The sequence below is a fragment of the Pseudomonas putida genome, from assembly GCF_004357765.1.
GTDB lineage: Bacteria > Pseudomonadota > Gammaproteobacteria > Pseudomonadales > Pseudomonadaceae > Aquipseudomonas > Aquipseudomonas putida_U.
Genome location: NZ_SMTE01000007.1, coordinates 290883 through 306236, shown reverse-complemented (window position 1 = coordinate 306236; position 15354 = coordinate 290883). Strand labels below are relative to the sequence as shown.

The 15354-nt window shown below is 63.7% G+C and carries 18 protein-coding genes; all 18 read right to left on the bottom strand.

Annotated elements, in window-relative coordinates; translation table 11 throughout:
- Window positions 1–30: 30 nt before the first annotated feature.
- On the bottom strand, window positions 31–1173 hold the full coding sequence (flhB, locus tag E2H86_RS13010) for a flagellar biosynthesis protein FlhB (RefSeq protein WP_133328362.1): 1143 nt from the start codon (window positions 1171–1173) through the stop codon (window positions 31–33).
- A gap of 2 nt (window positions 1174–1175) precedes the next feature.
- On the bottom strand, window positions 1176–1952 hold the full coding sequence (gene fliR, locus E2H86_RS13005) for a flagellar biosynthetic protein FliR (RefSeq protein ID WP_133328360.1): 777 nt from the start codon (window positions 1950–1952) through the stop codon (window positions 1176–1178).
- 7 nt (window positions 1953–1959) lie between these two features.
- On the bottom strand, window positions 1960–2229 hold the full coding sequence (fliQ, locus tag E2H86_RS13000) for a flagellar biosynthesis protein FliQ (RefSeq protein WP_133328358.1): 270 nt from the start codon (window positions 2227–2229) through the stop codon (window positions 1960–1962).
- 21 nt (window positions 2230–2250) lie between these two features.
- Window positions 2251–3018 (bottom strand): flagellar type III secretion system pore protein FliP, encoded by a 768-nt coding sequence (gene fliP, locus E2H86_RS12995; RefSeq protein ID WP_133328356.1) that lies wholly within the window; start codon window positions 3016–3018, stop codon window positions 2251–2253.
- The gene (fliO, locus tag E2H86_RS12990; protein WP_133328354.1) at window positions 3018–3452 is read right to left on the bottom strand and encodes a flagellar biosynthetic protein FliO; all 435 of its coding nucleotides are present in this window, start codon (window positions 3450–3452) and stop codon (window positions 3018–3020) included. The genes fliP and fliO overlap by 1 nt, the downstream gene beginning before the upstream one ends.
- A gap of 12 nt (window positions 3453–3464) precedes the next feature.
- On the bottom strand, window positions 3465–3920 hold the full coding sequence (fliN, locus tag E2H86_RS12985; protein WP_133328352.1) for a flagellar motor switch protein FliN: 456 nt from the start codon (window positions 3918–3920) through the stop codon (window positions 3465–3467).
- Between the two features lie 47 nt (window positions 3921–3967).
- Window positions 3968–4936 carry a flagellar motor switch protein FliM gene (gene fliM, locus E2H86_RS12980; RefSeq protein ID WP_133328350.1) on the bottom strand — a complete coding sequence of 323 codons (969 nt, stop codon included), beginning with the start codon at window positions 4934–4936 and terminating at the stop codon, window positions 3968–3970.
- Between the two features lie 9 nt (window positions 4937–4945).
- Complete coding sequence (fliL, locus tag E2H86_RS12975) at window positions 4946–5443, bottom strand: flagellar basal body-associated protein FliL (RefSeq protein WP_133328348.1); 498 nt, start codon at window positions 5441–5443, stop codon at window positions 4946–4948.
- Between the two features lie 181 nt (window positions 5444–5624).
- A complete protein-coding gene (locus E2H86_RS12970; protein WP_133328346.1) occupies window positions 5625–6902 on the bottom strand; it encodes a flagellar hook-length control protein FliK in 1278 nt (425 codons plus the stop codon).
- A 65-nt stretch (window positions 6903–6967) separates the two neighbouring features.
- Window positions 6968–7315: an Hpt domain-containing protein gene (locus E2H86_RS12965; RefSeq protein WP_133328344.1), complete on the bottom strand. Its 348-nt coding sequence runs from the start codon at window positions 7313–7315 to the stop codon at window positions 6968–6970.
- Window positions 7316–7364: 49 nt separating this feature from the next.
- Window positions 7365–9056, bottom strand: a complete 1692-nt coding sequence (locus tag E2H86_RS12960) for an ATP-binding SpoIIE family protein phosphatase (RefSeq protein WP_133328342.1) — start codon at window positions 9054–9056, stop codon at window positions 7365–7367.
- A gap of 8 nt (window positions 9057–9064) precedes the next feature.
- Window positions 9065–9370 (bottom strand): STAS domain-containing protein, encoded by a 306-nt coding sequence (locus E2H86_RS12955; RefSeq protein WP_133328340.1) that lies wholly within the window; start codon window positions 9368–9370, stop codon window positions 9065–9067.
- A 99-nt stretch (window positions 9371–9469) separates the two neighbouring features.
- Window positions 9470–9922: a flagellar export protein FliJ gene (fliJ, locus tag E2H86_RS12950; protein WP_133328338.1), complete on the bottom strand. Its 453-nt coding sequence runs from the start codon at window positions 9920–9922 to the stop codon at window positions 9470–9472.
- Window positions 9923–9928: 6 nt separating this feature from the next.
- Window positions 9929–11287, bottom strand: coding sequence for a flagellar protein export ATPase FliI (fliI, locus tag E2H86_RS12945; protein WP_133328336.1), 1359 nt, complete (start codon window positions 11285–11287; stop codon window positions 9929–9931).
- A complete protein-coding gene (gene fliH / locus E2H86_RS12940; RefSeq protein ID WP_133328334.1) occupies window positions 11277–12047 on the bottom strand; it encodes a flagellar assembly protein FliH in 771 nt (256 codons plus the stop codon). Before fliH ends, fliI begins: the two co-directional genes overlap by 11 nt.
- A 143-nt stretch (window positions 12048–12190) precedes the next feature.
- Window positions 12191–13210 (bottom strand): flagellar motor switch protein FliG, encoded by a 1020-nt coding sequence (gene fliG, locus E2H86_RS12935; RefSeq protein ID WP_133328332.1) that lies wholly within the window; start codon window positions 13208–13210, stop codon window positions 12191–12193.
- Window positions 13203–14978, bottom strand: a complete 1776-nt coding sequence (gene fliF / locus E2H86_RS12930) for a flagellar basal-body MS-ring/collar protein FliF (protein WP_133328330.1) — start codon at window positions 14976–14978, stop codon at window positions 13203–13205. Before fliF ends, fliG begins: the two co-directional genes overlap by 8 nt.
- 15 nt (window positions 14979–14993) lie before the next feature.
- Window positions 14994–15326, bottom strand: coding sequence for a flagellar hook-basal body complex protein FliE (gene fliE, locus E2H86_RS12925; RefSeq protein WP_133328328.1), 333 nt, complete (start codon window positions 15324–15326; stop codon window positions 14994–14996).
- Window positions 15327–15354 lie beyond the last annotated feature (28 nt).

The following is a 15354-nucleotide window of genomic DNA, read 5'->3' as shown; positions in this document are numbered from 1 at the left end:
CCGCGAAAAGGCCGGCACAGACAGCCGAAATCATTCGTCGCGCCGCAGATCCGGCGGTATCGGCAGATCTTCCTTGAGCGGATCCGGTCGCTTGCCCTTGCCCGCCCGGTACTGGCGGATCTGGAAGACATAGGCCAGCACCTGCGCGACCGCCAGGTACAGCCCTGCCGGGATCTCGCGCTCAAGTTCGGTGGAGTAGTAGATCGCCCGCGCCAAAGCTGGCGACTCGAGGATCTGGATCTTGTGCTCGACGCCGATCTCGCGGATCTTCAGCGCCAGGAAGTCGGTCCCCTTGGCCAGCAGCAACGGCGCCGCACCGCCCTTCTCCGGGTCGTACTGCAAAGCCACGGCGTAGTGCGTGGGGTTGGTGATGATCACATCGGCCTGGGGCACCGCGGCCATCATGCGTCGCTGCGACACCTCACGCTGCAACTGGCGGATGCGCTGCTTGACCTCGGGTTTGCCTTCCTGCTCCTTGTATTCGTCGCGCACTTCCTGCTTGGTCATCTTCAGCTTCTTGGCCGTCTGCCAGAGCTGGAACGGCACATCCACCGCCGCGATCAGCAGCAACCCTGCGGCCATCCACAGCGCACTCCAGCCTACGACCTGCACACTGTGGATGATCGCCTGTTCGGTTGGCTCGTTGGCGATCGACAGCAGCGCCTGGCGGTCGCCGGCCAAGACCACCAGCGCCACCAGGAGGATCACGAAGAACTTGGCGATGGCCTTCAACAACTCGGTCAGCGAATTGACCGAGAACATGCGCTTGATCCCGGACAGCGGATTCAGCCGGCTGAACTTGGGTTGCAACAGACTGCCGGAGAACAGGAACCCACCCAGGGCAATGGGCGCCACGAACGAGATCACGAACAGCAGGATCAACACCGGCTGCACTGCCCATACCGCCATCTTGCCCGAAGCCAACAGAAACGCGCCCATGGCCCGCTCATCGACGATCACTTCGCGGGGCAGGGACAGATTCAGGCGCATCATCTCCAACAGTGTCTCGGCCAGATGGCCACCGAACGCCAGCAATCCGCCGGCTCCGGCCAGGGTCACCGCGACCGTGTTCAGCTCCTTGGAACGGGCGATCTCACCTTTCTCGCGCGCGTCGCGCTTGCGCTTGTCGGTGGGGTCTTCCGTCTTGTCCTGGCCGCTCTCGCTTTCCGCCATGCTCAGCCCGCCCTCGCCAGCTCACGTAGCCACTGCAGCGCTTCGCTGGCCAATGCCTGGTAATGCGACAGCACATCGGCCAGGCCGATCCAGAAGATCCCCATACCCAACACCAGGGTCAGGGGGAAGCCGATGGAAAAGATATTCAACTGCGGCGCGGCACGGGTCATCACGCCGAAGGCGATGTTCACCACCAACAACGCGGTGATCGCTGGCAGAATCAACAACAGCCCGGCACCGAACACCCAGCCCATGCGCCCGGCCATCTCCCAGAAATGGCTGACCACCAGCGCATTGCCGACCGGCAGTGTGGTGAAGCTCTCGGTCAATATCTCGAACATCACCAGGTGGCCATTCATCAGCAGCAACAGGATGCTGATCAGCATGGTCATGAACTGACTGACCACGGCCACGTTGACACCGTTGGCCGGGTCGACCATCGAGGCGAAGCCCATGCCCATCTGCGTGGAGACGATCTGACCGGCAATGACGAAGGTCTGGAACAACAGCTGCAGAGCCAGGCCGAACAAAGTCCCGACGATGATCTGCTCGGCGCACAGCAGCAGGCCGCGCAGGCTGAGCGGATCGAACTCGGGCAGCGCTGGCAGGGCCGGAACGATCACTACGGTGATGGCTACCGCCACATAGAGACGGATGCGCGCGGGCAGCATCTTGGTGCCGAAGATGGGCATGGTCATCAGCATCGCCGTGACCCGGAACAGCGGCAGCAGGAACGTGGCGACCCAGGTGCCGATTTGCGCGTCGGTCAGCTCCAGCATCGCCCGGTCAACCGATCAACTGCGGAATGCTGGTGTACAGACCGGTGATGTACTCCATGAACTTCTGCACCAGCCAGGGACCGGCGACGATCAGCGTCACCAGCATCACCAGCAGGCGCGGCAGAAAGCTCAGAGTCTGTTCGTTGATCTGCGTGGCAGCCTGGAACATCGCCACCAGCAGGCCCACCAGCAGGCTCGGCACCACCAGGATGGCGACCATCAGGGTGGTCAGCCAGAGCGCGTCTCGGAACAGGTCGACAGCTACTTCAGGTGTCATGCGTGGCTCTCCTTGGCGGCGTCAGACGCCGCCGAAACTGCCGGCCAGGGTGCCCATGATCAACGCCCAGCCATCGACCAGGACGAACAGCATGATCTTGAACGGCAGCGAGATGATCAACGGCGACAGCATCATCATACCCATGGCCATCAAGACACTGGCCACCACCAGGTCGATGATCAGGAATGGAATGAAGATCATGAAACCGATCTGGAATGCGGTCTTCAGTTCGGAGGTGACGAACGACGGCACCAGGATGGTCAACGGCACCTGGTCGGGGCCGGCGATGTCGGTGCGCTTGGACAAGCGCATGAACAGGTCAAGGTCGCTCTGCCGAGTCTGCGCCAGCATGAAGTCCTTGAGCGGCCCCTGGGCGGTCTCGATCGCCTGCTGGGCGGTCATCTGCTCGTTCAGGTATGGCTGCAGGGCGCTCTGGTTCACCTTGTCGAACACCGGCGCCATGATGAACAGCGTGAGGAACAGCGCCATGCCGGTCAGCACCTGGTTCGACGGCGTCTGCTGCAGACCCAGGGCCTGACGCAGGATCGAGAACACGATGATGATGCGGGTGAAGCTGGTCATCAGGATGACGAACGCTGGAATGAAGCTCAGCGCCGTCATGATCAGCAGGATCTGCAGGCTGACCGAGTATTCCTGCTGGCCGTCCGGGCCATTGGACAGGGTGATCGCCGGGATCGACAACGGATCGGCGGCCAACGCCAACGGCGCGGCCAACAGCAGCGCGAGTGGCAGCAAGGTGCTCAACAACATGCGCAAGGCGCGGCTCATCACTTCTTGTCCTTCTGGTCCTTGCCCATCAGTTCCAGCAAGCGCTGGGCGAACTCCGGCGCCGCCTGACGGGCGCTGGCAGGCACCTCGACCGGCTCGGCCATGACATGCAGGGCTTCGATGCTACCCGGGCTGTGGCCGATGAGGATCTGCTCCTTGCCGACCTGCACCAGCAGCAAGCGGTCACGCGGGCCGATGGCGCGGCTGCCGACGATCTCGATCACCTGGCCGCCCTTGGGCGCCGCGCCTTGCATACGGCGCAGCAACCAGGCAAGGAAGAAGATCAGCCCCACCACCAGCAGCAGGCCGAAGACCATTTGCGCCAACTGGCCGCCCAGGCTGCCAGGTGCCGCCGGCACGGCAGGGGTCGGGGTGGCGGCGGCGATGGCGATCTCGCTGGCCAGCAGCGCGCCCAGGGCCGTCACGGCCCGCATCGAGCCCTTCACTCAGCGCAGCTTCTTGATGCGTTCGCTTGGGCTGATCACGTCAGTCAGGCGGATGCCGAACTTCTCGTTGACCACCACCACTTCGCCATGGGCGATCAGTGTGCCGTTGACCAGCACGTCGAGCGGCTCGCCCGCCAGGCGGTCGAGCTCGATCACCGAGCCTTGGTTGAGCTGCAACAGGTTGCGGATGTTGATCTCGGTGCTGCCTACCTCCATGGAAATGCTCACCGGAATGTCCAGGATCACGTCCAGGTTGGGGCCTTCGAGGCTCACGTTGTCGCTTGGCTTGGGCGAGCTGGCGAACTCTTCCATCGGCAGACGCCCAGGGCCGGCATCACCGGCGAGCAATGCATCGATGTCGGCCTGGCCAGCATCACCGGTTTCTTCCAGGGCCGCAGCCCATTCATCGGCCAGGGCCTGCTCCTCGGGGGAGTTGATCTCGTTTTCGTTAGCCATGATTTCCTCGACAGGCATTCAATTCTTGGGGAGCGACCGGTACGCCGTCAGCGGCGCTCGATCGGGTCGATGATCTGCAGCGCCAGGTTGCCCTTGTGCGAGCCCAGGCGCGCCTTGAACGACGGCACGCCGTTGGCGCGCAACACCAGGTGTTCAGGCAGCTCGACCGGGATGACGTCACCGGGCTGCATGTGCAGGATGTCGCGCAGCTTGAGCTGGCGTCGGGCGACCGTGGCGGTCAGCGGCACGGCCACGTCCAGCACGTCCTCGCGCAGGGCCTTGACCCAACGCTCGTCCTGATCGTCCAGGTCGGACTGGAAACCGGCATCGAGCATCTCGCGCACCGGCTCGATCATCGAATACGGCATGGTCACGTGCAGATCGCCGCCACCGCCATCCAGTTCGATGTGGAAGGTCGATACCACCACCGCCTCGCTCGGGCCGACGATGTTGGCCATGGCCGGGTTGACCTCGGAGTTCATGTACTCGAAGTTGACCGGCATGATCGCCTGCCAGGCTTCCTTGAGGTCGACGAAGCACTGGTCCAGGACCATGCGCACCACGCGCAACTCGGTCGGGGTGAATTCGCGGCCTTCGATCTTGGCGTGGCGGCCATCGCCACCGAAGAAGTTGTCCACCAGTTTGAACACCAGCTTGGCGTCGAGGATGAACAGCGAGGTGCCGCGCAACGGTTTGATCTTGACCAGGTTGAGGCTGGTCGGCACGTACAGCGAATGCACGTACTCACCGAACTTCATCACCTGTACGCCCCCCACCGCCACGTCGGCGGAGCGACGCAGCAGGTTGAACATGCTGATGCGGGTATAGCGGGCGAAGCGCTCGTTGATCATCTCCAGGGTCGGCATGCGACCCCGGACGATACGATCCTGGCTGGTCAGGTCATAGCTCTTGATGCTACCCGGCTCGGCAACGCTTTCGGTCTGCACCAGACCATCGTCGACGCCATGCAGCAGCGCATCGATCTCATCCTGGGACAGCAGGTCCTGTACGGCCATGACGGGCTCCTACTGCAATACGAAATTGGTGAACAGCAGCTGGTCGATGACCGGCTTGCCGACTTCCTTCTGCGCCACTTCCTGCACAACCGCGGTGGCTTTCTGGCGCAACATCTCCTGGCCCACTGGGCTGCTGGCCAGGGTGTCGAAGCCCTGCCCGGAGAACATCATCACCAGGTTGTTGCGGATCACCGGCATGTGCACTTTCAGCGCATCGAGGTCAGCTTGATTGCGACCCTGCAGAGTGATGCTCACCTGCATGTAGCGCTGGCGGCCGTTCTGGTTGAAGTTCACCACAAAGGCCGGGGCCAAGGGCTCGTAGATCGCCGCCGGCTTGACGTTGCTGGCCGCGGCATCCGCCGCAGGGGCCGATTCGCTCTTGTGCATGATGAACCAGGTGGCACCCACCGACAGGCCGACGGCCAGCAGCAGGGCCAGCACCATCAGCAGGATCAGCTTGAGTTTGCCTTTAGTGGCGGGGTCTTTCACTGCGTCGCTCTTCGCCATGCCAATAATCCGTCGTCCAGCGGGGTTTCAAGGAGGATGACGTGGCTTGAGCAAGTGTTATGCCAGATTGGAAAGTTTCGTCTGTAGCGGCCCTTTCGCGGGTACACCACAGTTTTCACAGGCTGTGTAGAACCTGTGGGAGCGGGTTTACCCGCGAAAGGGCCGGTACAGGCAAAGCAAATCAGGCGTAGAAATCGACCGCACTGTCGCCGATGACCACCTGCTGCTCCATCGGCCGCGACACTTCGGCCAATTCGGCGGTGTCACGCTCGCCTGTCTGCGCTTGTCGCGCCGCGACACCGGACAGGTTCGACTCCTGCTGCGCCTGTTGCTGCTGTCCGCGCGACTGGTCAGCCACGTTGACGTCTGGCTGCGCCAGCCCCTGCTGGGCGAACAGCTCGCGCAGACGATGAACCTGACTGTCCAGCGCATCACGCACGCCAGCGTGGCCGCTGATGAACGTCACCTGGGTGGACTGGTCCGCCGCCAGGTTGACACGGATGTCCAGGCGACCGAGCTCGGCCGGCTCCAATTGGATATCCGCCGACTTGAGGTTCTGGCTGGACATGTACATCACCCGGTTCACCAACCCCTCGGCCCACGGATTCTGGTTCAGCGACAAGGGTTGCTGCAGAGGGTTGGCGGTCACTGGCGAAGCCTGGGTGGTTTTCGCAGTGACAGCCTGGCTCAGGCTGGCCAGACGGTCGGCGAAATCGTCGACCCGGGTGTCGCTGCTGGCGCTCTTGGTATCTTTCAGGCCGTCTTCGAGCAAGGCACCGAAGGCCTTGTCACCCGTATCGGACTGACCCGCTTCGGCTTGCCCGTGGGCGGCCTGGCTCGCCAAGCTATTGACGGCGGCCTGGTTATTGTCGCCCTGGGCGCCGTCGGCGGCCGGTGCAGCATGGGCCGAGGTAGCGCCCTTGGCCTGGGCGTTCTGCTCAAGAGCCAGGCGCAAGGTCGGCAGGTTGGCCAGCGGGTCGGCCTCCGGATCGAAATCGTCCGCAGCCGCAGGCGTCTGGTCGGCGACCGCCGGTTGCTGAACCGCCGCCTGCAGGACCGGTGCCACGGCTTCGGCCTGGGCCTGGATCAGTTGCGCGCCAGGCTGCGCATCGGTGACCTGGCCGGCCACCAGGCTGGCGTCAAGCAAGCTGCCATCGCTCGCAGCGGTATCGGCGTCATCGGTGGCTGGCAAACTTTTGCCGTCATCGGCAACCGCCGGTTTATCGGCGGTCACATCCTTGCCGCCCTGGGCGGTCTCCGGCTTGTCCTTGGGCTTACTCTGCACGCCTTTGTCGGACTGCAGCGAAGGCTTGTCGCGACCCTGGCTGGCCATCACCTGATCGAAGCCGCCGCCCTGCTCTGCCGCTGTCTGCGCCGGTTTGTCGGCCACCGCGCCAGCCCCTCGGGAGGGGGCGCTGGTGACACTGGCTTGCAACAAAGGATTGGAAGCGACAGGCATTTGTGGATCTCCGCGCCAGGATCAAAAAAATCGTCTGGACGAAGATGTGCAAGACTCGCGCCAGGTCAGGGAGCCGATACACCCTGCCGCTCGTCTCGGTAGAAGCGCTGAACCTCCAGGTATTCCTGATCGATACGACTGACCAGGTCCTCGATGCCATACAGCGGCGGGTGGCGTGCGCGCTCTTCCAGCTGCTCGCACAGCTGAGCCAGGATCACCGCGCCCATGTTGCTGCTGCTGCCCTTGAAGCTATGGGCGGCAAGGCCGAGCTCCTCGGCGCTCTTGGCTTCGTGCAACTGGCTCAGGCGTCGCTCGGAGTCCTCCAGAAAGGTATCCACCAACTGCAGGAAGCCGTCTTCCATGACCTCCTTGAGGTCGCTCAGTACCTTTTGATCGATATGTATCTCAACCACTTGCTCACTCCTTGATCAAGCTGGATCACACCCAAGCCACCGCAGTGGCTCACCATTTCAACTCCGCCTTGGCACAGCGCCCGCCCTCGCACCATTCGGCGTAGCTGGCAAGGCCCTGCACCAGGCTCAGGCCGCGCCCGCTCAGACGCCGTTCACGGACCGGCTTTGCCTGCTGAGCCACGACATCGAAACCTGCGCCGCTGTCGCGCACCTCAATCAACAGACGTCCTCCTTCGGCCTGAGGTTCCACCCGCAGGTCGATGCGCACGAAGCCATCGAGGGGGGCGTCCAGGCGCCGGGCCCGCTCCCGGTAATATTCGGTGAAGCCATGCACATCCCGCTTGAGCCGCGAATCCAACCCCAATACGCCGTGCTCGAGGGCATTGGTATACAACTCGCTCAGCACACTGTGCAAGGTGCCCGTATGCCGGCGCAGGGCATGGATCTCCTGCAAGAGTTGCACCAGATAGGGAACCGGATTGAAACGTCGCAGGCTGTCACCGCGCAGCTCCAGGCCCAACGACCAGTCCAACGGACTGGATCGCCCGCTGTCGGTGTACAGGGTCGGTGCCGGCACTTGCTCGCCCTGGGCGAACATGCGGATGTCGCACAGGCTGATATCATCCCGGGCACGTCCGCCGAAACGCTGCAACGCCTGCAACAGTTCGTCGAACAACCGCGACGGGTCGCGGTTGCCTGCCAACACCGTGCGCAGGCGCTGTACGCCGAACAGACGGTCCTGCTCATCGGCGGTATCCACGACACCATCGGACAGCAACAACAAGCGTTCGCCTGCGGCCATCGGCAGTACCTCGGTGCTGTCGTCGAAACGCTCGGCTGGCAAGATCCCCAGCGGCAGATGGCGCGAGCGCAGCACACCTAGCACCTCGCCGTCGGCAGACAGTCGGTAGCCGTCCGGCATGCCGCCGTTCCAGGCCTCCAGTGTACCGCGCTGGGGATTGAGGCTGAGCAGCACCGCGCAGCAGAACATGTCCACCGGCAGGATTCGCTTGAGCTTGGCGTTCATCTCGCGCAAGGTCTGAGCCAGTCCGTAGCTTTTGGCGGTCATGCCGTAGAACACTTCGGCCAGGGGCATCGCGCCGACCGCTGCCGGCAGACCATGGCCGGTAAAATCGCCGAGCAGCACATGCATGTTGCCGGAGGGGGTGAATGCGGCCAGCAACAGGTCGCCGTTGAACAGCGCGTAGGGCGACTGCAGGTAGCGGATATTAGGCGCGCCCAGGCAGCCAGAGTGGGCGACCTTGTCGAACACCGCCTTGGCCACCCGCTGTTCGTCGAGCAGGTGATGGTGGTGCCGGGCGATCTCGTCACGCTGTTCGAGCACCGTGGCCTGCAGACGGCGCAAGCGGTTCATGGCGCGGATCTTGGCGCCGAGGATCACCGCACTGTAGGGTTTGGCCATGAAGTCGTCACCTCCGGCCTCCAGGCAGCGCACCAGCGCCTGCTCTTCGTTCAACGAGGTCAGGAAAATGATCGGCACCAGCGCCTCGCCGGCCAGCGCCTTGATCTGCCGCGCCGCTTCGAATCCGTCCATCACCGGCATCAGGGCGTCGAGCAGGACCAGTTGCGGACGCTTTTCGGCGAACAGCGCCACGGCCTGCGCGCCATTTTCCGCGGTGAGCACTTCATGCCCCTGTCGGCGGACAATCTGTGCCAGCAACAGGCGATCGGCGGCACCATCCTCGGCCACCAGCACGGTCAACGCCTGCTCGACGGCCATTGCGTCACTCAACTGATGTCGAACAGCTTGTCGAAATTGGAGATGGCCAGGATCTTGCGCACGTCCGAATTGGCGTGCACCACGCTCACCTCCGCGTCGTCGCCGCCCATATGGTCGCGAAGCAACAGCAACATGCCCAGCGCGGAGCTGTCGAGGTAGGTGGCGGCACCCAGATCCACGACCACGACGTCGGGTCTGCGATTCTGCCGTTCGTAGGCGTCCCGAAACTCCTGGTGACGACCAAAATCGAAGCGGCCCTTGATCCTGATCGTCAGCTTTTTCCCATCCTGCGAAAAATCGGTTTCGACGGCCATGCTAGCGATTCCTTCGATGATGGCGGATACCCGTCCTGAAGGTTTAGCAGGCACTGAGGGTGCTTGCAAACCGTTCTGGGACAAGCCCTGAAACCGTTGTCAGAACTGGCTTTGGCGAGGCAAACGCTGCGACAGCTCGTCGAGCAGGCGCTGCTCGCGCTTGTCTTCGGCGCGACGCGCCTCGTCGAGGTAGCGCTGCACCAGCTTGCGCAAGCCTTCGACCCGCGCATGGGCCTTCTGCCAGGTGCCGCGGGCGTTGTTGAGGTTGTTCTGATGCCATTGCAGGCTCTGGCGCTGCTGGGTCATGGCCGTTTCCAGCTGGCCGAGGAAGCGCTGGTAGTTCAGCAGCCAGCTGCCATCGACTCCCTGCCCACCGCGGGTGATCCACTGTGCCTGATACCCCTCGCGAAACGTTTCGAGCTCGGCCAGCTTGGCCTGCGACTGCGCGACCAGTTGCTGAAAATGCCCCAGCCGCTGAGCGGCCTTGCGCTCGGTCTCCTCGGCCATGTTCACCACCGGCACCAAACGCGCGGCACGGCTGTGCGTGGCCATGGCCTATCAGTGCCCGGCCGGAGGCGTGAAGATCGCCCCCAGCTCAGCCCGGCACTGCTCCATGCCGGCGTGCTCGTCGAGCCCCTGGCGCAGGTAGTCGACCAGTTTCGACTGCAAGGCGATGGCCAAGTCGGTTTCCGGGTCGCCACCGGCCACGTAGGCGCCGACGCTGATCAAATCGCGGCTCTGCGACAAACGCGCCCACAACTGCTTGAATTTCTGCGCCTGGCGCAGGTGATCGGCATCGACCACCTGTGGCATGACCCGGCTGATCGATGCCTCGATATCGATGGCGGGGTAATGGCCTTCCTCGGCCAAGCGCCGCGACAGCACGAAGTGACCATCGAGCACGCCGCGCGCCGAGTCGGCGATCGGGTCCTGCTGGTCGTCGCCTTCGGACAGGACCGTATAGAAAGCGGTGATCGACCCTCCCCCGGCCTCGCCATTACCGGCACGCTCGACCAGCTTGGGCAGCTTGGCGAACACCGACGGCGGATAGCCGCGGGTGGCAGGCGGCTCACCGATGGCCAGGGCGATTTCGCGCTGGGCCTGGGCGAAACGGGTCAGCGAGTCCATCAGCAACAGGACGTTCTTGCCCTTGTCGCGGAAGTACTCGGCGATACGCGTGCAGTACATGGCCGCACGCAAGCGCATCAGCGGCGCGTCGTCGGCGGGCGAGGCGACCACCACCGAACGCTTGAGCCCCTCCTCGCCGAGGATGTGCTCGATGAACTCCTTCACCTCGCGACCACGCTCGCCGATCAGGCCAACGACGATGATCTCCGCCTCGGTGAAGCGGGTCATCATGCCCAGCAGAACCGACTTGCCCACACCGGTACCGGCGAACAGCCCCAGGCGCTGGCCACGGCCGACGGTGAGCAGGCCGTTGATGCTGCGAATGCCGACGTCCAGCGGCTGGCTGATCGGGTCACGGTTGAGCGGGTTGATCACCGGACCATCCATCGGCACCCAGTCTTCGGCCTTCATCCCGCCTTTGCCATCCAGGGCACGACCGGCGCCATCGAGCACACGACCCAACATGCTCATGCCCATGGGCAGACGGCCGCTGTCATCCAGCGGCACCACCCGCGCGCCTGGGGCGATACCGGCGATGCTGCCGACCGGCATGAGGAACACCTTGCTGCCGGCAAAGCCCATCACTTCGGCTTCGACCTGCACCGGGTGGTAGCTGTCGTCGTTGATCACCAGACAACGACTGCCGACTGCGGTGCGCAGGCCTTCGGCTTCGAGGGTCAGGCCGACCATGCGCAGCAGACGGCCCTCGACCACCGGCTGGGCAGGCAGCTTGACCGCCTCGGCATAGCTGCCCAGGCGCTTGCCGAAGCTGGTGCGATCAAGGCGCATCGGCGGCATCCAGGTCGATACGCATGTCCGGTTTGGCCGGATGCAGGGCCTGATCGTGAAGCTGGTCGAACAACTGCGCGACGACTTTCTCGATGCGGGTCTCCATGGTCGCGTCGATCCGGCTGTGCAGCGTCTCGATACGGCAGCCACCTGGCAGCAGGGTGTCGTCTTCGAGCAGCTTCCACTGTTCTTCGTGACGTTCGCGCAGGGCCTTGGCCAGCTCGAAATCCTGCGGGTTGAGATGGATGCGGATGTTCTCGGCCCCCATCGGCAGCAGTTTCAACGCTTCACGCAGCACGTGGGTGATCTGGCTGGAGTCGCTGCGCAGCTCGCGGCCGATGACCTGCCGGGTCATGTGCGCGACCAGGTGCACCAGGGTCTGCTCGATCTGCGTGTCCTGCTCGGCGATCGGTGCCAGCAGGTGGTTCATCAGGCGCTCGAGGCTGCCGAGCTTGGCGTTCAAGGCCTTTTCGGCTTCCTCGCGAACCTTGAGCTGGGTGCTGTGAAAACCTTCCCGTTCGCCGGTGGCGAAGCCTTCGTTATAGGCTTCCTGGCGAATGGCTTCGAGCTCCTCGAGGGTCAGCGGCTGGACTTCCTCCAGCGGCACTTCCTCGATTTCCTCCTCGATGATCTCCGGTTCCGGCTCGGGTTCGGGCTCGGGTTCCGGCTCTGGGTCGAAGCTGGGCAGGGCCCAGACGTCGACGCCTTCGAGGTCGCCGGCGCGGATCAGATCGCTGGGATGGGATTCTTTGGTAGGCATGTTTTCAGGTACTCAACAACTGCCAATGCAGCCTGTGTGGGAGCGGGCTCGCCCGCGAACACCGGCAAAGCCGGTGCCATTCACCGCGGTGCCTGCTTCACGGGCAGGCCCGTTGCCACAGGATCCAAAGCTGCCTGCGAAAATCAGATCATTTCCTCGGCACCCTTGCCACCCAGCACGATCTCGCCGGCGTCGGCCATGCGGCGGGCAATGGTGAGGATTTCCTTCTGCGCGGTCTCGACGTCGCTGACGCGCACCGGGCCCTTGGCCTCGAGGTCGTCGCGCAGCAGTTCCGAGGCACGCTTGGACATGTTCTTGAAGATCTTGTCCTTGACCCGCTCGTCGGCGCCCTTGAGCGACACCACCAGCACGTCCGAGGACACCTCGCGCAGCAGCGCCTGGATGCCACGGTCGTCGACATCGGCCAGGTTGTTGAAGACGAACATCAGGTCTTCGATCTGCTCCGACAGGTCGTTGTCGATCTCGCGGATCGAGTCCATCAATGCCCCTTCGACCGAGCTGTCGAGGAAGTTCATGATGTCGGCGGCACGCTTGATACCGCCCAAGGTGGTGCGAGCGGCATTGGAGTTGCCCGAGAACTGCTTCTCGAGGATCAGGTTCAGTTCCTTGAGCGCCGCAGGCTGCACGGTGTTGAGCGACGACACGCGCAGGATGATGTCCAGGCGCACTTTATGATCGAAGTTGCTCAGCACTTCACCGGCCTGGTCCGGGTCGAGGTAGGCGACCACGATGGCCTGGATCTGCGGGTGCTCGTAGCGGATGACGTCGGCCACGGCACGCGGCTCCATCCACTTGAGGCTGTCCAGGCCGCTGGTGTTGCCGCCGAGCAGGATGCGGTCGATCAGGCCGTTGGCCTTGTCCTCACCCAGGGCCTGGTTGAGCATCTTGCGGATGTAGCCGTCGGAGCCCACGCCCAGGCTGGTCTGGTCGCCGACGATATCGACGAACTCGCTCATCACCTGCTCGACCTGTTCGCGGTGCACGTTGCCCATTTGCGCCATGGCCACGCCGACCCGCTGCACTTCCTTGGGGCCCATGTGGCGCAGCACCTGCGCAGCGTCGGTCTCGCCCAGCGAGAGCAGCAGGATGGCCGCCTTGTCGACGCGGCTCAGCTTGGCGGTAACGGCTCGGTTGTCACTCATCGGCGTTGATCCACTCTTTCACGACCTGGGCCACGCGGCCCGGGTCTTCGGCCACGAGGCCCTTGATTGCGTTGAGCTGCGCCTCGTAACCCTCGTTCGGGCTTGGCAACAGAATGCTTGTCGGGCCACCCAGGCTGACGCGGTCGTTGGCCAGTTCGCCATCCATACCGATCATGCCGCCCAGCTCCATGTCGCTGTCCGTGGCAGCCTGCTTGCCGCCGCCAGTGATGTTGTTAAGTACCGGTCGCAGCACGCCGAACACCAGTACCAGGATGAACACGACGCCCAGCACCTGCTTGACGATGTCCCAGAACCACGGCTGCGAGTAGAACGGAATATCGGCCAGCACTTCGCCTCGGTCGGCGGAGAACGGCACGTTGATCACCGTCACGCTGTCGCCACGGCTGGCATCGAAGCCCACCGCATCCTGAACCAGGCGGGTGAAGCGCGCCAAATCTTCGGCGCCCCATGGGGTCCGGGTGCTCTCGCCGTTGGCATCGACCTTGACCTGATCATCGACCACCACCGCTACCGACAGCCGGGTCAGGCGACCTTGCTGTTGACGGGTATGGCTGATGGAACGGTCGAGTTCGAAGTTCTTGGTGGTCTGCACACGCTTGTCGGCCGGGTACGGCGCCAGCATCGGCTGACCGGTGGCCGGATCCATGATCTGCTGACCGTTGGCGTCCACCAGCGGCTGGCCTGGCTGAATGGCGCCGGCGGCCGGCGCCCCAGCAGTGGCGTTCTCAGGCGCAGAGGCTCCAGCCGGCGGCTGGTTGCTCAACGCGCCCGGTACGCCCTGCGGGCCCTGGCTGCTGGAGCGCTGTTCATTGACCGACTGCTCGCTGCGCAGCGCCGGCTGGTCCGGGTTGAACTGTTCGGAGGTCGATTCGACTGCACTGAAGTCGAGGTCGGCGGACACTTCGGCCTTGTAGCGATCGTTGCCCAGCACCGGCTGCAGGATGTTGTGCACCCGTTGGGTGAGCATGCTTTCCATGCGCCGGCTGTAGTCGAACTGCTTGCCAGCCATGGTCAGGGCGTTGTCCTGCAGCTGATCGGAGAGCAGGTTGCCCTTCTGATCGACTACGGTCACCTGGGATTTGTCCAGTTCCGGCACACTGGTGGCCACCAGGTTGACGATGGCCATAACCTGGCCAGCGTCCAAGGCGCGGCCTGGGTACAGCTCGACCAGGACCGAAGCGCTGGGCTTGCGCTCGTCTCGCACGAACACCGAGCTTTTCGGAATGGCCAGGTGTACGCGCGCGGCCTTGACGTTGTTGAGGCTGGCGACGGTACGCGCCAGCTCGCCTTCCAGGCCACGACGGTAGCGAGTGGCTTCCATGAACTGGCTGGTGCCCAGGCCTTGGTCCTTGTCGAGAATCTCGAAGCCGATGTTGCCATCGCTTGGCGCCACGCCAGCGGCCGCCAGTTTCAGGCGCGCCCGGGAGAGGTCGTCGGCCTTGACCAGCAGTGCGCCGGAGTTGGGTTCCACGTTGTACGGAATGTCGGCCGCCGCCAAAGTGTCCATGACCTGCTTGGTGTCCATGCCCGCCAGGCTGCCGTACAGCGGACGGTAATCCGGCTGTTGCGACCAGAGCACCACGGCAAAGCCGATCGCCACGCTGGCGGCCAGCCCGACCATGAGGCCGATCTGACGCAGCATGGGCATCTGCGAGATGTTTTCCAGGAACGCCATGCCGAACAGCGGCGGCTTCGACGCTGGTGGGCCGCTCTTGGCGGGGGCGTTATCGACGACTGCTTCAGCCATGACTTACTTCCGTCCTCAAACCGGCATCTGCATGATGTCCTGGTACGCCTGGACCAGCTTGTTGCGCACCTGGGTCAATGCCTGCATGGATACGCTGGCCTTTTGCGAGGCGATCATCACGTCGGTCAGGTCGACGCCGCTCTTGCCGATTTCAAAGGCGTTGGCCAGCTGAGTCGAGGCCTGTTGGGTGGCGTCGACTTTGCCGATCGCCTGGCCGAGCAAGTCGGCGAAGCTGCTCTGACCTTCTGCCAACTCAGGAGCGGCAGTGGCTTTTGGCAGCGACATGGCATCGGCCTGCATGGCGCGCATGTCCAACATCAGACGATTGAATTCAACACCTTGGCTCATGAACTTCTCTCTCCGGCGGCCGCATTTT

Coding starts and splice junctions, on each gene's coding strand:
- flhB (WP_133328362.1), bottom strand. CDS start 1,173: ATGGCGGAAAGCGAGAGCGGCCAGGACAAGACGGAAGACCCCACCGAC.
- fliR (WP_133328360.1), bottom strand. CDS start 1,952: ATGCTGGAGCTGACCGACGCGCAAATCGGCACCTGGGTCGCCACGTTC.
- fliQ (WP_133328358.1), bottom strand. CDS start 2,229: ATGACACCTGAAGTAGCTGTCGACCTGTTCCGAGACGCGCTCTGGCTG.
- fliP (WP_133328356.1), bottom strand. CDS start 3,018: ATGAGCCGCGCCTTGCGCATGTTGTTGAGCACCTTGCTGCCACTCGCG.
- fliO (WP_133328354.1), bottom strand. CDS start 3,452: ATGCGGGCCGTGACGGCCCTGGGCGCGCTGCTGGCCAGCGAGATCGCC.
- fliN (WP_133328352.1), bottom strand. CDS start 3,920: ATGGCTAACGAAAACGAGATCAACTCCCCCGAGGAGCAGGCCCTGGCC.
- fliM (WP_133328350.1), bottom strand. CDS start 4,936: ATGGCCGTACAGGACCTGCTGTCCCAGGATGAGATCGATGCGCTGCTG.
- fliL (WP_133328348.1), bottom strand. CDS start 5,443: ATGGCGAAGAGCGACGCAGTGAAAGACCCCGCCACTAAAGGCAAACTC.
- E2H86_RS12970 (WP_133328346.1), bottom strand. CDS start 6,902: ATGCCTGTCGCTTCCAATCCTTTGTTGCAAGCCAGTGTCACCAGCGCC.
- E2H86_RS12960 (WP_133328342.1), bottom strand. CDS start 9,056: ATGGCCGTCGAGCAGGCGTTGACCGTGCTGGTGGCCGAGGATGGTGCC.
- E2H86_RS12955 (WP_133328340.1), bottom strand. CDS start 9,370: ATGGCCGTCGAAACCGATTTTTCGCAGGATGGGAAAAAGCTGACGATC.
- fliJ (WP_133328338.1), bottom strand. CDS start 9,922: ATGGCCACGCACAGCCGTGCCGCGCGTTTGGTGCCGGTGGTGAACATG.
- fliI (WP_133328336.1), bottom strand. CDS start 11,287: ATGCGCCTTGATCGCACCAGCTTCGGCAAGCGCCTGGGCAGCTATGCC.
- fliH (WP_133328334.1), bottom strand. CDS start 12,047: ATGCCTACCAAAGAATCCCATCCCAGCGATCTGATCCGCGCCGGCGAC.
- fliG (WP_133328332.1), bottom strand. CDS start 13,210: ATGAGTGACAACCGAGCCGTTACCGCCAAGCTGAGCCGCGTCGACAAG.
- fliF (WP_133328330.1), bottom strand. CDS start 14,978: ATGGCTGAAGCAGTCGTCGATAACGCCCCCGCCAAGAGCGGCCCACCA.
- fliE (WP_133328328.1), bottom strand. CDS start 15,326: ATGAGCCAAGGTGTTGAATTCAATCGTCTGATGTTGGACATGCGCGCC.